Consider the following 14403-nt stretch of genomic DNA (forward strand, 5'->3'; position numbering starts at 1 on the left):
AACAGTATCAGGTGGCGTCCCGGACCGGGCGCAGGAGGTCGCTCAGCTCGCTCTCCCGCGCTCCGCCGGTCCCGGCGTAGTCGCGCAGCCGCATGCTGTTGAAGACCACCAGCAGCGAGGACAGCGACATCGCGCCGGCCGCGATCAGCGGGTTGAGCAGCCCGGCCGCGGCGATCGGCACGGCCGCGAGGTTGTAGCCGAACGCCCACACGAGGTTGCCGCGGATCGTGGCGAGGGTGCGCCGGGCCAGCCCGATCGCGTCGGGTACGGCGAGCAGGTGGTCGCGCAGCAGCACGATGTCGGCCGCCTTGAGCGCGACGTCGGTGCCGTGCACGACCGCGAGGCCGAGGTCGGCGGTAGCCAGGGCCGCGGCGTCGTTGACCCCGTCGCCGACCATCGCCACCCGCCGGCCGCCGGCCTGGAGCTCCCGGATCGCGTCGGCCTTGCCGGCCGGCAGCACCCCGGCGCGCACCTCCTGGACGCCGATGCGCTCGGCGATGCTCCGCGCCGCCTGCTCCCGGTCGCCGGTCAGCAGCACCGTCGCCAGCCCGAGGCCGTGCAGCGCCCGCACCGCCTCGGCCGCCCCGGGGCGCAGGGTGTCCTCGAGGTCGAGGGTGCCCCACGGCGTACCGTCGACGGCGAGGTGGACCCGCGAGCCCGGCCCGTCGTCGGGGTCGTCGAGGCCGGTGACGCCGTGGTCGGCGAGGAAGCCGGCGCTGCCGGCGAGCACCCGCCGCCCGTCGACGTCGGCGCGGACCCCGGCGCCGGGCACCGTCTCGAAGTCGCGTACGTCGACCGCGTCGATCGCCGCCTCGCCCAGCCGGTCGCGGGCGTGCCGCACGACGGCCCGGGCCAGCGGATGCTCGGAGTGCTGCTCGACCGCCGCGGCAAGCGCCAGCACCTCGTCGGGCTCGGTCGCCGCGACGGCGCGGACCGCCGTCACGGCCATCGTGCCGGAGGTGAGCGTGCCGGTCTTGTCGAGCACCACGGTGTCGATCACGCCGCTGGCCTCGAGCGCGTCGTAGCCCTTGACCAGCAGCCCCAGGCTGGCGCCGCGCCCCACCCCGACCATGAGCGCGGTCGGCGTGGCGAGCCCGAGCGCGCACGGGCAGGCGATGATGAGCACCGCGACGGCGACCCCGACGGCGCGCTGCGGCGACGCCCCCGCCGCTACCCACGCCAGGCCCACGACGACCGACCCGGCGACCACCACGGGCACGAACCAGGCGACGATCCGGTCGACCAGCCGCTGGACCCGGCTCTTCTGCTCCTGGGCGCGCGCGGCGACGGCGGCCATCTGCGCCAGCTGGGTGTGCGCGCCCACGGCGGTGGCGTGGAGGACGAGCCGGCCGTCGGTGCTGATCGTGCCGCCGGCGACCCGGTCGCCGGGGCCCGCGGCCCGGGGCACCGGCTCGCCGGTCATCGCGCTGGTGTCGACCGCGGCCCGGCCCTCGGCCACGACGCCGTCGACCGGGACCACCTCGCCCGCGCGGACCACGACCACGTCGCCGGAGCGGACCTCGGCGGTGTCGACCTCCACCTCGCGGCCGTCGCGGACGACCCGCGCCACCGGCACTGCGAGCCGGTCGAGCGCGTGGAAGATGTCGGCCGCCCGGCGGCGGGCCCGCGCCTCGAAGTAGCGGCCGGCCAGCTGGAAGACCGTCATCCCGACCGCGACGTCGAGGTAGAGGCTCGCGCTGTCCAGCGGCAGCGACCCCAGGCCCAGCCAGGTGGCGTCGCCGGTCTCGCCCACGAGGTCGGGGAGCGCCACGCCCAGCACCGCCCAGCCGAACGACACTGCGATGCCGAGCGAGACCAGCGTGTCCATGCTGACCGCGCCGTGCCGCAGGTTGCGCACCGTCGCCCGGTGGAACGGCTGGGCGCACCAGGTCACGACCGGGAGCGCCAGCAGCACGCAGACCAGCTGCCAGCCGGGGAACCGCGCCCCGGGGGCGAATCCGAGGAAGATGGTCAGGTCCATCACCGGGACCGCCAGCAGCGCCGCGAGCACCAGCCGGCGGCGCAGGCCGACGATCCGCCGGGAGGTCTCGGCGTCCGACCAGTCCTGCGGCTCGCTGCCGCCGCGCACGTGGGGCTCGTAGCCGGCCTTGCGCACCGCCGTGGTCGCCCGGCCGGCGAGGTCCGGGCCGGCGCCGGTCACCCGGGCCCGCTCGGTCGCGTAGTTGACCGTCGCCGCCACGCCGTCGAGCTTGTTCAGCGCCCGCTCGACCCGGCCCGCGCAGGCGGCGCAGGTCATCCCGCCGACGTCCAGCTCGACGACGGCGCCGGCCGCGGCGAGGTCGGGTACGGCGTCCGTGCCGGTCGTCATCGGCGCTCGCCGTCCTCGCGCCGCATCTGCAGGCCGAGCACCGCGATGCCGAACAGGAGCGGGATCTCGCCGCCGAAGGCGGCGATCGTGCCGCCGAGCCGCTGCACGTCGGCCAGGTCGGGCGACCACGGCAGGCCGAGCCGCCGGTAGAAGTCGAGCGCGATGACGTCGCCGCGGTTCATCACCAGCACCCCGAAGAAGGAGTGGAACGGCATCGCCGCGATCAGGAACCCGAGCCGGCCCACCTGCGGGAGCGACCGCGGCGTCGGGTCCACGCCGAGCACCAGGCCGTAGAAGACCAGGCCGACGAGCAGGAACGTCAGGTTCATCAGCTGGTGGCCCCAGTGGTAGGGCATCAGCGAGCCGAACAGGCTGGTGAAGTACAGGCCGTAGTAGAGGCCGACGTAGGTCGTGAAGACGAGCAGCGGGTGGTAGACCGCGCGCAAAAGGCGGGAGTTGAGCGTCACCGCGACCCAGTCGAAGAGCCCGGGCGGCGTGTCCCGCTCCGGCATCCGGGCGGTGCCGAGCAGCAGCGTGATCGGGCGGCCGAGCACGAGCAGCATCGGCGCCAGCATGCCCAGGCTCATGTGGACGCCCATGTGCACCGCGAAGCTGGGCGCGGAGTAGCGGCCCATCCCCGAGCTGGTCGACACCACGATCACCAGCCAGCCGGCGAGCCAGGCGGCGGTGCGGGTCCAGTGCCAGGTCTCGCCGCGGCTGCGCAGCCGGCGCAGCGCGGCGACGTACGCCCCGACGCCGCCGGCGGCCAGCGCCAGGAAGAGCAGGTTGGGGCGCCAGGCGGTCAGGAGGACGCCGAGCGACGGCGCGGCGCTCACCTCGAAGCCGAGGTAGACCTGCTGGATCGAGGTCGGCACGAAGAACTGCGGCGGCGCCACCCGGGTCGCGGCGACGCCGACCGCGAGGTGGACCAGGATGCCGGCCTGCACCAGCAGGACCGGCCAGCGCGCCGCGCGGTCCCGACACAGCCTCCAGACGCCCCACGCGACGACCGCCAGCGCGGCCAGCCGCACCAGCAGGAACCACCCCGTCACGGACGCGAACGGCGAGGTCCCGGCGAGCTCGAACCAGGTCACCACCAGGCCGGCCGGCACGGCCACCACCAGACCGGCCCGCGCCACCGCGACCAGTCGGGCCCGGGGCGCGCCCCGGCCCGCGCCGTCGAGGTGGCTGCCGAACCACAGGCCCACGGCGAGCGCGCCGAGCGCCCCGTTCGCCGCGAGGGTGCCGAGCGTGGCGGCGTCGCCGCCGAGGTCGTGGTCGGGGCCGACCAGCACCTGGCCGACGGCCACCGGCGCCAGGACGGCGGGCACGCAGAGCAGCGCGAGGGCGGCGGTGCCGACCCAGCGGCGCACGTAGCCGGCGAGCAGCCACACCACCAGCGCGCAGGCCGCGGCGAGCAGCCAGGCGTTGGCGTAGTTCGTGGTGCTGAGCAGGAACCCCACGATGCCGGGCTCCAACAGCCGGCCGAGCGTCATCCCGTTGGAGTCGAGGCCGTCGAGGAGCATCGAGGCGGCGGCGGCCAGGAGCCACACCCCCGCGGCGCGCGAGACCAGGCGCCACGAGGCGTCGGTGCCCACCGCCAGGTCGCGGCGCTGCCGGCGCGAGCGGGCGACCACCAGCGTCCAGACCAGGCAGCCGACGGTGAGGAGCGCCGCGGTGTCGGCCACCGCGCGCGCCAGTGCCGTCAGCACGCCGGTGAGTAGGCCGGCCTGGTCGCGGGAGGTCTCCTCGTACGGCGAGGAGCCCGCGAGCACGGTCGTGAGGGCCGGGAGCGCGAGCACCACGAGCGCCGCGACGGCCAGCCAGCCGCGCCGTACGGCGGGCGCCGCGCCGGGCCCGGGGCGCGGCGCGGCCTCGACCTGGTCGAGCGGCGGCGCGGACATCGGCGTGGGACCTCGGACTGCGGGCGGGTGGCGGCCCGGCAACTCTACAAGTTGTAGTCGGCGCGGCCGGGCCTGGGGCGCTCCACCTAGACTGGCCCGGCGCGAGAGGAGTGCACGCATGACCGGACGGGCCCGGGGCGACCTGCAGGCCGACGTGATGGGCGTCTTGTGGGCCAGCGACTCCCCGCTGACCGCCCGGCAGGTGATCGAGCGGATCGCGGGCGACGCGCCGGCGCAGACCACGATGCTGACCGTGCTCGACCGGCTCGTCCACAAGGGGCTGGTCCGGCGGGTGGGCGACGGCCCGCGCGGGGTCGCGTTCGCGGCCACGAGCTCGGAGACCGAGCACGTCAGCCAGACCATGCTCGACGCGCTCACCGGGTCCACGGACCGGGCCGCCGCGCTGCTCCGGTTCATGGGCGACCTGGAGGCCACCGACGCCGAGCTCGTCGAGCGGGCGATCTCCTCGGTGCGCGGCCGGCGCGGCGGGCCCGCGTGACCTGGCTCGCCGGCGGCGCCGGCTACCTCGTCCTCACCACGGTCCTGGCGCCGCTGGTGCTGACGAGGGGCACCTGGCCGGTGTGGCATCCGCGCCTCGCGCTCGCGCTGTGGCACGCGGCCCTGCTCAGCTGCGCGGTCGCGCTCGTCGCGACCGTGCTGCAGCTGCTGAGCCTCGCCGCCGGCGTACTCTCCGAGGACCCGGCACCGGCCGCCGGGTGGTCGGCCACCTGGGTCGCGCTGGCCGGCTGGCCGGCGATGTTCGCCGCGGGCGCGGTGGCGGCCCGGCTGCTCGCGACCTCCGAGCCCGTCGTGCGGGCGAAGGCGGCCAGTCGCGAGGACCTCAACGACCTGCTCAGCGGGCAGCCCCACGCCCTCGAGCTCGTCGGCGACCTCGAGGTCCGCACGATCGACGACGAGCGGCCGGTCGCGGCGTCGGTCCGGCTGCCGCAGCCGACCGTCCTGGTCACCACCGGGCTCCGCCGGCGGCTCACCGCGGCCCAGCTGGCCGCCGTGCTCGAGCACGAGCGGGCGCACCTCGACCAGCGCCACCACCTCGTGCGGCTGGTGGCCGCCGTCGCGACCACCTGCCTGCCGCGGTTCGTGCCGGCGGTCGAGCTCGACCGGGCGACCCGGCTGCTCATCGAGCTGATCGCCGACGACACCGCGGCCCGCCGCTGCGGCACCCCGGCCGTGATCGGCGCGCTCGAGGTCCTCGCCCGCACCGGCGGCGACGCCGGTGCCGGCGCCCGCGCGGACCGACTGCGGACCTCTGCCGGCCGGCGGGCGGCCCCGGCCGCCGCGTGAGAGATCAGCCGGCGGGCTCGTAGAGGCCGAGGATCAGCCGGTCCGCCTGCCTGGCGAGCTCCGCGGTGCTGGTGCCGAGCCGCTCGCGCAGCACCGCGTCCGGGTCGGCGCCCGGCACGGCCATCGCGTCGAGCAGCGTCCACGGCGCGTCGTCGCCGTAGGTGTCGGCGATCCACTCGACCGCCCACCAGGCGAGGCCGTAGTGGGCGTCGGAGTCCTGGTCGTTGAAGGTCTCGTCGTCGGGCAGCTCCGTCGCGCCCGCCCGGGCGGCGCGCACCGAGGCCTCCGGGATGCGGCGGTCCCGCGGCGCGAGCGGACGGACGGCGACGTACTCGGCCAGCCCCTCGGAGAGCCACACGGGCACGGCGTCGTCGCGGGTGCCGATCGCCACGTGGGTCAGCTCGTGGCGGACCAGCCGGTCGCGCTCGCGGCCGGGCTGCCCGAGCATCCGGGGATTGAGCGCGAAGCGGGTGCCCCGCCCCACCGGGAACGCCACCGCGTCGAGGTCCCCGGGATCGTCGCCGGGGACGTCGTCGAGGCCCTCGAGGAACGCCGGCTCGGAGAGCGCGTAGAGAACGACCGAGCGGCTCCACTGGTAGGGCACCTCGGCGGCGACGGCCGCGAGACCGCTCTCGACCGAGACGACCAGCTCGGGCGCCGCGGCGACGCTGCCGGCGTCGAAGACGCCGAGCACGCCGCTGCCCTCGCGGACGTCGACCGGGCCGAGGTCCCACGGCTGCGGGCTCCGCTCCTCGATGCCGGTGAGCACGAACCGGCGCGGCCGCGCGGCGGCCGCCCGGAACCGGTAGCGGCCCTGGCTGGCGACCGGCGCGGCGTCGTACCCCTCGAGCCGGAGGGTGGTCTCGACGGTCGCCGTCCACGTGCCGCCCCTGCGGACGACGCTGCCGGGGTCGACCCGGTAGCTCAGCCGCGCGACCGGGAGCTGGGTCAGGTTCGCGAACCAGGCCTGCTGCAGGTCGCGGAACTCCGGGCTGCCGGCGACCTGCCGAGTGAAGGCGTCGGCGTCCACCCGGCGTACGGCGCGGGCGCGGGCGTCGAGGGCGCGGTCGATCGCGCGGGCCGCGTCGACGGGCGGCGGCGCGCTCTCCGGCTCGTCGGCCGAGCAGGCCGTGAGCGCCGCGAGCAGGAGCAGCGCGGCGAGAACGCTACGGAGTGTGCTCGACATCGAGGGGAGAACGACCGTCGGTGAGCGAGGTCATGTCCTCCACGACGCCCATCTCCTCGACGATGGACAGCGCGATCGCCTGCGGGGTGAGGCCGATCCGCTCGAGGATCGCGGCGCGCTTGGCGTGCCCGAGGAACTCCTGCGGGATGCCGTGCAGGCGGAACGGCGTGTGCACGCCGGCCGCGTTGAGCGTCTGGAGCAGCACCGCGCCGCTGCCACCGGTCTCGCCGTTGTCCTCGATGCTCACGACCAGCCGGTGCTCGCGGGCGAGCTCGACGATCGCGGGGTCGACCGGCTTGACCCAGCGCGGGTCGACGACGGTCACGCCGATGCCCTGCGCGACCAGCCGCTCGGCCACCTCGACGCCCACCTGCCCCATCGCGCCGACCGCGACGACCAGGACGTCCCTGGTGCCGTTGCGCACCAGCACGTCGGCGCCGCCGGCCTTGCCGACCGCGTCGATGTCCTCGGGCGGCGGCCCCTTGGGGTAGCGGATGACGGTCGGCGCGTCGTCGACCTGGACGGCCTCGCCGAGGAGCTCGCGCAGGCGCGCGACGTCGCGCGGCGCGGCGAGGCGCAGGCCGGGCACGACCTGGAGGATCGACATGTCCCACATGCCGTTGTGGCTGGCGCCGTCGTCACCGGTGACGCCCGACCGGTCGAGCACGAAGGTGACGCCGAGACGGTGCAGCGCGACGTCCATCAGCACCTGGTCGAAGGCCCGGTTGAGGAACGTGCCGTAGAGCGCGACGACCGGGTGCAGGCCGCCCAGCGCCAGCCCGGCGGCCGAGGTGGCGGCGTGCTGCTCGGCGATGCCGACGTCGAAGGTGCGCTCGGGGAACCGCGCCTCGAACTTGTCCAGGCCGACCGGGTGCATCATCGCCGCGGTGATCGCGACGACGTCGGGCCGGCGCTGGCCGACCTCGACGATCGCGTCGGAGAAGTGGTCGGTCCAGATCCGGCCCTTGGGCTTCTCGGCGCCGGTCTGCACGTCGAAGGGCCCCGGGCCGTGGAACTGGTCGGCCTCGTGCCGCTCGGCCGGGTCGTAGCCGTAGCCCTTGCGGGTCAGCGCGTGCACGATCACCGGGCCGTCGAACCGCCTGGCCTGGGCGAGCACCTGCTCCATGGCCGCGCGGTCGTGGCCGTCGACCGGGCCGACGTACTTGAGGCCGAGGTCCTCGAAGAGGCCCTGCGGGGCCAGCGCGTCCTTGACGCCCTTCTTCATGGCGTGGAGGGCGTCGTACGCCGCCGGCCCGACGCCCGGGACCGCGTTGAGCCGGCGCTTGACCAGGTCGAGTACGTGCTCGTAGCGCGGGTTGGTGCGCAGCGCGGTCAGCGCGGTGGCGAGGCCGCCGACGGTCGGGGTGTAGGAGCGGCCGTTGTCGTTGACGACGATGACCAGCCTGCTGCGACCGGCGACCGCGATGTTGTTCAGCGCCTCCCAGGCCATGCCGCCGGTGAGCGCGCCGTCGCCGACGACCGCGACGACGTGGCGGTCCTCGCCGCGGATCGTGTAGGCCTTGGCGAGGCCGTCGGCGTAGCTGAGCGCGGTGGAGGCGTGGGAGTTCTCGACGATGTCGTGGTCGGACTCCGCCCGGCTCGGGTAGCCGCTGACGCCGCCCTCCTGGCGCAGCTTCTCGAAGCCCGCCTTGCGGCCGGTCAGCAGCTTGTGGACGTAGGCCTGGTGGCCGGTGTCGAAGACGATCCGGTCGCGCGGTGAGTCGAAGACCCGGTGGATCGCCATGGTCAGCTCGACCACGCCGAGGTTCGGGCCGATGTGGCCGCCGGTGCGGGCGCACGTGGTGATCAGGAAGTCGCGGATCTCGGTCGCCAGCGCGTCCAGCTGGGCGTCGTCGAGGCCGCGCAGGTCACGCGGCGACGTGATCGAGTCGAGAGCTCCCATAGTCGCGGAGTCTACGGGTCGTCGAGCCGTCAGAGCAGCGAGCGGACCACCAGCACCAGCGCCGACGCGCCGGAGACGAGGAGGACGGCGCCGCGCACCCGGTGCGTCGGGAGCCGCCGCCGCAGCGGCGACCCGACCACGACGCCGAGCACCACCGCGGGCAGCAGGAGCGCCGCGACCGCGACCTGGTGGCGGGTGAGGTCGCCGGAGACGGTCAGCCCGATCAGGCTGATCGCGGCGCCGATGAGGAAGTAGACCGCCATCGTCGTGCGGATCTGCCGCGGCGGCCGGTGCTGGTAGAGCAGCGCGAACGGCGGTCCGCCGATCGACGTGGCCGTGCCCGTGACGCCGCCGACGAACCCCGCCGCGCCGAGCGACCTCCGGTTGACGGGCACCTCGACCGCGTGCCAGGTCAGGAGTACGGCGAGCAGGACCATCACGCCGATGAGCACGCCGAGCTGGTCGGCGGTGAACGTCGCCACCACCCACACGCCGACGCCGGTGCCGAGCACGCGCGGCGGCAGCGACCAGTTCAGCCCGAACCAGTCGATGTCCCGCCGCTCCTCCACCAGCGTGATGAGCGGCAGCACGAAGGCGAGCGAGATCAGCACGCCCGGCATCAGGCTCGGCTCCAGCAGCGTGATCACGGGGGCGGCGACCAGCCCGACGCCGAGGCCGACCACCGCCTGCACGGTCGAGCCGAGCAGCACGGCGAGGAAGACGAGGGCGAACACGCCCGGGTCGAGGCCACCGGTCACGCCAGCAGCTCCCGGTACTCCGGCGAGTCGAGGAACGCCGGCACGACGATCGCCGCGCTCGCGGTCAGGTCCTTCGCCCGGGCGGCCGCCGGCTCGACGAAGACGATCTGGCGACCCTCCCCCACGACCACGTCGGCGTCGGTGCGGTCGGTGGCGGCGTACCAGACCTGCGTGGTGTCGAGCGTGCCGTACGCCTCGTGGAAGACCTCGATCTCGCCGAAGAGCCGGAGCGTCCCCGGGGCCAGGTCGAAGCCGGTCTCCTCGGCGAGCTCGCGGTACGCCGCTGGCTCGTACTCCTCGCCGTCCTCGACGTGCCCGCCGACCAGCCCCCACCGCTCGGGGTCGATCACCGGGTGCTCGTCGCGCTCCTGCAGCAGCACCCATCCACGCGGGTCCACGAGCAGGGCGCAGGCGAACCGGTGCATGCCGGTCACGCTATCGGCACTGCCGGGCGGCATCCGCGGGAGGTCATGCGGACGGTGGGGGACGCTGGCCCCGGCGACCGGCCCGGACGACCTCTCATCCCCGGGGCAGTCATCCGGGGTGGCTGGCCCGTCATGTCAGCGCAATTGCGCCGGAATGGCAGCCGGGCCGGGGCAAGCACTGCCACAACAGCGCAATTGCGTCGAGATGGCAGCCCGGGCAGCCCCGAACCCAGCGACTCCTCGGCAGATGATGAATCAGCCCGCGTGGCCGTCCAGGTACGCCGCGACCAGCCCGCCCAGGTTCGCCAGGTCGTAGCCGCCCTCCTGGACGAGCACGCTCGGGACGCCCAGGTCGCCGAGGATCGTCCCCGCCGCGCGGAACCCGTCCGCGGTCACCTGCAGCGGGCTCTCCGGGTCGTCGCCGGCGGCGTCCACACCGAGCGACACGACCAGCGCGGAGCAGTCGGAGACCCACTCCGCCAGCTCGGCGACCGCCGCGACCCAGGGCCCGTCGCCGGTGCCCTCCGGGAGCGGGAGGTTGCGCGTCGTACCCGCCCCGGCGCCGGCGCCGGTCTCACTCGCGTGGCCGAAGACGTGCGGGAACCAGCCCACCGCGGGGTCCACGTGCAGCGAGCCGTAGCGCACGTCGGGGCGCTCCCAGAAGACGGCCTGGGTGCCGTTGCCGTGGTGGGCGTCGATGTCGACGACCGCGACCCGTTCGTGCCCGGCCGCGCGCAGCGCCTCCGCCGCGACGGCGGCGCTGTTGAGGTAGCAGGAGCCGCCGTACCCGCGCGGCGTGACGTGGTGGCCCGGCGGCCGACAGAGCGCATAGGCAGCCGGGCCGTACGCCGCCCGCTCCCCCGACGTCACGAGGTCGACCGCGGTGAGGGCGACGTCGACGGCGGCGCGGGCCGCCTCCCAGGTGCCGGGCCCGACCAGCGTCATCGTGTCGTAGCAGTGCACCCCGGCGCGAGCGTGCGTCGCCGTCGGCGCGGTGGGCGGCATGCCGGCCAGCAGCGCGTCGGTCGGGAAGAAGTAGGGCACGACCCGGTCCTGGCCGACCAGCTCGTCGTACGGGCCGGCCGCCCACTCCGCGGCGATGGTCTCGAGGTGCCGCAGCAGGCCGGACTCGTGGACCCTCGCCAGGAGCGTGTCGTCGTGCGCCGTGGCCTCGTGCCGCGGGTGGTCGGCGAGCGCGTCGAGGATCGCGTCGACCCGCACCGGCAGCTCGGTGCCGGGCGTCGGGACGCCGACCCACACCTCGCGCAGCGGGTCGTGCCGCTTGGTCGCGGGTGACCAGACCACGGGGATGCGCACGGGGCTCAGCATCCCATTCCGGGCCGCGCTCGGGCAGGATGAGCGTCATGCCGCGCGTGCGTGACCGAAGCGTCCGGATCCCGATGCGCGACGGCGTCGAGCTGGCCGCGACGATCTACCTGCCCGACCCGGCCGGCGGCCCGCAGCCGTGCCTGCTGGAGGCGCTGCCCTACCGCAAGGACGACCTCACCTCGTCGTACGTGCCGGGCTACGAGCACCTGCGCGACGAGTACGGCTTCGCGGTCTGCCGGCTGGACCTGCGCGGCACCGGGTCGAGCTCGGGCGACGCGACCGACGAGTACCCGCCCGAGGAGCAGGCCGACCTGGTCGAGACGATCGCCTGGCTGGCCGGGCAGGACTGGTGCAACGGCCGGGTCGGGATCTTCGGCACGTCGTACTCCGGCTTCAACGGCCTCCAGCTCGCCTGCGAGCGGCCGCCGGGGCTGGGCGCGGTGTTCTCGATCTTCAGCAGCGACGACCGGTGGACCGACGACGTGCACTGGCGCGGCGCCGCGCTGAAGCTGGTCGACCTGGTCGACTACTGCAACTACATGACGCCGATGTGCGTGCTGCCGCCGGTGCCGGCGCTGTGGGGGCCGGGCTGGCGGGACGAGTGGCTGCGGCGGCTGGAGACCAACGAGCCGTGGGCGCTGACCTGGCTGCGCGAGAACCGGTTCGGCGACTACTGGCAGGGCGGCTCGGTGCGGGTCGGCGGCACCACCGCCGGCTACGAGCGGATCGAGGTCCCGACCATGCTGGTCGCGGGCTGGGCCGACGGCTACCGCAACAACTCCTTCCGCACCGTCGCCGCGCTCGACTCCCGGGACGTGCCGGTCCGGCTGCTCGCCGGGCCGTGGGCGCACGCCGACCCGAAGACGGCCATGCCGGGCCCGCGGATCGACCTGGACGCCGAGCTGGCGGCGTGGTTCGACCGGTGGCTGCGCGACGATCCGGTGGTCGAGCCCGTCGAGGCCGTCGAGGCCCACCGCTCCGGCTGCGACGTGTTCGTGCGGACCTCGACCGTGCCCGCGCCGGACCTCGACCTGCACGAGGGGTACTGGGTCTCGCTGCCGCCGGTGCCGCCCACCTCGCCGTGGCCGGTCGCGCTCGCGGGGCGGCCGCCGCTCGCCGTACACCCCGACACCGGGACGGCGGCGTGGATCGACTGCGCCGGCCACCTGCCGTGGGGGCAGTCCGGCGACCAGCGGCTGGACGACGCCCGCTCGCTGACGTGGGATGTCGCGCCGCCGGCGCTGCCGATCGTCGGCCACCCGGTCGCCCGGCTCCGGGTCAGCGTGGACCAGCCGTACGCGTCGCTGTCGGTGAAGCTGTGCGACGTCTTCCCCGACGGCACCTCGGCGCTGGTGTCGCGCGGCTCGCTCGACCTGACCTTCCGCGACGGCGTCCACGGCGCGCCGTCACTGCTGGTCCCGGGCGAGGAGTACGACGTGGAGCTCGACCTCGACGCCTGCGCCTTCCAGTGGAAGCCCGGCAACACGCTGCGCGTCAGCGTCACCGGCTCGGACTGGCCGAACACGATCGCCCCGCCCGCCCCGGTCGTGCTCACCGTGCACTCCGCGACGGTGACGCTGCCGGTGCTGGACGGGACCTGGCCGGAGCCGGCGTTCACGCCGGGCGCCGAGCACTCCTCGGAGTCCGCCGAGGGCGTCCGGTGGTCGATCGAGGACGACGTGGTCCGGCGGACCACCACCGCGCACACGCACACCGTCTCCGAGTACGACACGCCGTACGACGGCCGCGCCCGCGAGGACTACCTCGGGGCCGTCACCGTCGACCGGCGCACCTGGGAGCAGACCTCCCACGCCGTCACGACCTACGACCTCGCCTGGCCCGGCGTCGCCGTCCACCTGGTCTCGACCATGGACGTCGCCATCACCGCGGCCGGCCTCGACGTCGCCATCGAGACGGTCGCCACGCTGGACGGCGACGTCGTCTCCACCCGGATCTGGTCGGAGCACATCCCGCGATCGGCCTAACCCGGGAGCACGGGTCGTCCGCCTGAGGGCGGCGTATACGCAGGCGAGAGGCGGACGACCCGCTCAGGCGGCGACCCGCTCAGACGGCCGCCGAGCGATGCCGGTAGTCGTGGATGGGGAGCCCGACGTACGCGCGCGAGACCAGGGCCACGAACCGCTCGACGGCGTCCTCGGAGGGTGAGAACGGGCCGGGCGAGTAGTGCGGGGACTCCAGGCCGCGCTGGACGGACTCGCAGGCGGCCCAGTCCTGGCGGTTGGTGATGTCCCAGAACTCCACCGCGAAGGCCGGGTCCGGCACGCTGCCGTCGGCGGACGGCGCGAGGTACCAGGAGCACTCGATCCAGGTCCGGCCGGGCGCGAGCGGCACCAGCCGGTGCGTCATCACGTAGTCCGGGTGCGGCGAGATGAGCAGGTTCGGCAGCACGTGGAGGTACTCCACCGCCGTCGGCGAGACGCCGGGGATCGGGTTGCCGTTCGACTCCCCGGTCAGCGACATCGTCGCCATCCCGTCGCGCAGCACCATCGAGCCGCCGACCCACGCGCCGGGCAGGTCGTAGTTGTCGCCCGACGTCGGCGGCGTGACCTGGCACAGCTCGGGGTGGATCAGCGGGCAGTGGTAGCACTCGTGGTAGTTCTCCGCGACGATCTTCCAGTTCGCGGCGATCTCGTAGGAGTGCCGCTCGGCGAGGACCAGCGAGGCGGGCGAGTACGGCGCCACGATCCGGTCGAGCTCGCCGACGTACTCCGCGAACGGCACCACGTCGGGGTCGCCGAGGCGGTGCGCCGCGTGGCCGAACACCCAGCCCTGCCAGACCTCGACCGGCAGCTCCACGAGGGAGTACGCCGCGTCGTCGAAGCCGGGCTCGTCGCGGTAGCCGGGCGCGGCGACGAGGTCGCCGGCGAGGTCGTAGGACCAGGCGTGGTAGGGGCAGATCACCGACCGGCGGGCCGAGGCGTCGCCGTCCGGGAGCAGCTCGTGGGCGCGGTGCCGGCAGGTGTTGGCGAACATCCGCACCACGTCATCGACCCGCGTCAGCAGCGCCGACACGTCGCCCACCGTCACCGCCCGCTGCGTAGCGGGCTTGCCGTCCTCCTCGAGGGCGGCGGGCAGCAGCTCCTCGAGCCGGCCCAGACAGGTCCAGCCGCCCGCGAAGAGGTGACGTCGCTCCCAGGCCAGCACCTCCTCGGAGGTGTAGGCGGCCGCCGGCAGCATCGCCGGCACCGCGCCGTCCCGGCGGCGGATCTCCTCCTGGAGACGAACCAGATCGCTCATCGTTGC

Annotated in this window: 11 protein-coding genes; 3 read left to right on the forward strand and 8 right to left on the reverse strand. The window is 74.9% G+C overall.

The annotated features are described in order from the left end of the window. Positions 1-7: 7 nt before the first annotated feature. Both ACYVKX_RS19735 and ACYVKX_RS19740 read right to left on the reverse strand, forming a co-directional pair. The gene (locus ACYVKX_RS19735) at positions 8-2329 is read right to left on the reverse strand and encodes a heavy metal translocating P-type ATPase (protein ID WP_460835385.1); all 2322 of its coding nucleotides are present in this window, start codon (positions 2327-2329) and stop codon (positions 8-10) included. Next, positions 2326-4233, reverse strand: coding sequence for a cytochrome c oxidase assembly protein (locus ACYVKX_RS19740; RefSeq protein WP_460835386.1), 1908 nt, complete (start codon positions 4231-4233; stop codon positions 2326-2328). The genes ACYVKX_RS19735 and ACYVKX_RS19740 overlap by 4 nt, the downstream gene beginning before the upstream one ends. Before the next feature lie 118 nt (positions 4234-4351). Here ACYVKX_RS19740 and ACYVKX_RS19745 point away from each other — a divergent pair, with 118 nt between their 5' ends. Together ACYVKX_RS19745 and ACYVKX_RS19750 are read left to right on the forward strand one after the other, a co-directional pair. Then, a complete protein-coding gene (locus ACYVKX_RS19745; protein ID WP_460835387.1) occupies positions 4352-4732 on the forward strand; it encodes a BlaI/MecI/CopY family transcriptional regulator in 381 nt (126 codons plus the stop codon). Next, positions 4729-5538 (forward strand): M56 family metallopeptidase, encoded by an 810-nt coding sequence (locus ACYVKX_RS19750; RefSeq protein WP_460835388.1) that lies wholly within the window; start codon positions 4729-4731, stop codon positions 5536-5538. The genes ACYVKX_RS19745 and ACYVKX_RS19750 overlap by 4 nt, the downstream gene beginning before the upstream one ends. Positions 5539-5542: 4 nt before the next feature. Here the strand turns inward: ACYVKX_RS19750 and ACYVKX_RS19755 are convergent, their stop codons facing one another. The 5 genes from ACYVKX_RS19755 to ACYVKX_RS19775 form a co-directional block, all read right to left on the reverse strand. Beyond that, entirely contained in the window at positions 5543-6724 is a 1182-nt protein-coding gene (locus ACYVKX_RS19755; protein WP_460835389.1) for a hypothetical protein, read from the reverse strand. Then, on the reverse strand, positions 6705-8627 hold the full coding sequence (gene dxs / locus ACYVKX_RS19760) for a 1-deoxy-D-xylulose-5-phosphate synthase (RefSeq protein WP_460835390.1): 1923 nt from the start codon (positions 8625-8627) through the stop codon (positions 6705-6707). Before dxs ends, ACYVKX_RS19755 begins: the two co-directional genes overlap by 20 nt. Before the next feature lie 29 nt (positions 8628-8656). Further along, on the reverse strand, positions 8657-9385 hold the full coding sequence (locus tag ACYVKX_RS19765) for a sulfite exporter TauE/SafE family protein (RefSeq protein WP_460835391.1): 729 nt from the start codon (positions 9383-9385) through the stop codon (positions 8657-8659). Continuing rightward, positions 9382-9810 carry an NUDIX domain-containing protein gene (locus tag ACYVKX_RS19770; protein WP_460835392.1) on the reverse strand — a complete coding sequence of 143 codons (429 nt, stop codon included), beginning with the start codon at positions 9808-9810 and terminating at the stop codon, positions 9382-9384. The genes ACYVKX_RS19765 and ACYVKX_RS19770 overlap by 4 nt, the downstream gene beginning before the upstream one ends. A 255-nt stretch (positions 9811-10065) precedes the next feature. Then, positions 10066-11127: an arginase family protein gene (locus tag ACYVKX_RS19775; RefSeq protein WP_460835394.1), complete on the reverse strand. Its 1062-nt coding sequence runs from the start codon at positions 11125-11127 to the stop codon at positions 10066-10068. Positions 11128-11174: 47 nt separating this feature from the next. Here ACYVKX_RS19775 and ACYVKX_RS19780 point away from each other — a divergent pair, with 47 nt between their 5' ends. After that, positions 11175-13124, forward strand: coding sequence for a CocE/NonD family hydrolase (locus tag ACYVKX_RS19780; RefSeq protein WP_460835395.1), 1950 nt, complete (start codon positions 11175-11177; stop codon positions 13122-13124). A gap of 79 nt (positions 13125-13203) precedes the next feature. On the opposite strand, the gene ACYVKX_RS19785 is transcribed toward ACYVKX_RS19780, so the two are convergent. Further along, positions 13204-14397, reverse strand: coding sequence for an aromatic ring-hydroxylating oxygenase subunit alpha (locus ACYVKX_RS19785; RefSeq protein ID WP_460835396.1), 1194 nt, complete (start codon positions 14395-14397; stop codon positions 13204-13206). Between the last annotated feature and the right edge of the window lie 6 nt (positions 14398-14403).

It is taken from the genome of Nocardioides hungaricus, assembly GCF_054782915.1.

Coding starts and splice junctions, on each gene's coding strand:
- ACYVKX_RS19770 (WP_460835392.1), bottom strand. CDS start 9,810: ATGCACCGGTTCGCCTGCGCCCTGCTCGTGGACCCGCGTGGATGGGTG.
- dxs (WP_460835390.1), bottom strand. CDS start 8,627: ATGGGAGCTCTCGACTCGATCACGTCGCCGCGTGACCTGCGCGGCCTC.
- ACYVKX_RS19785 (WP_460835396.1), bottom strand. CDS start 14,397: ATGAGCGATCTGGTTCGTCTCCAGGAGGAGATCCGCCGCCGGGACGGC.
- ACYVKX_RS19745 (WP_460835387.1), top strand. CDS start 4,352: ATGACCGGACGGGCCCGGGGCGACCTGCAGGCCGACGTGATGGGCGTC.
- ACYVKX_RS19755 (WP_460835389.1), bottom strand. CDS start 6,724: ATGTCGAGCACACTCCGTAGCGTTCTCGCCGCGCTGCTCCTGCTCGCG.
- ACYVKX_RS19735 (WP_460835385.1), bottom strand. CDS start 2,329: ATGACGACCGGCACGGACGCCGTACCCGACCTCGCCGCGGCCGGCGCC.
- ACYVKX_RS19780 (WP_460835395.1), top strand. CDS start 11,175: ATGCCGCGCGTGCGTGACCGAAGCGTCCGGATCCCGATGCGCGACGGC.
- ACYVKX_RS19740 (WP_460835386.1), bottom strand. CDS start 4,233: ATGTCCGCGCCGCCGCTCGACCAGGTCGAGGCCGCGCCGCGCCCCGGG.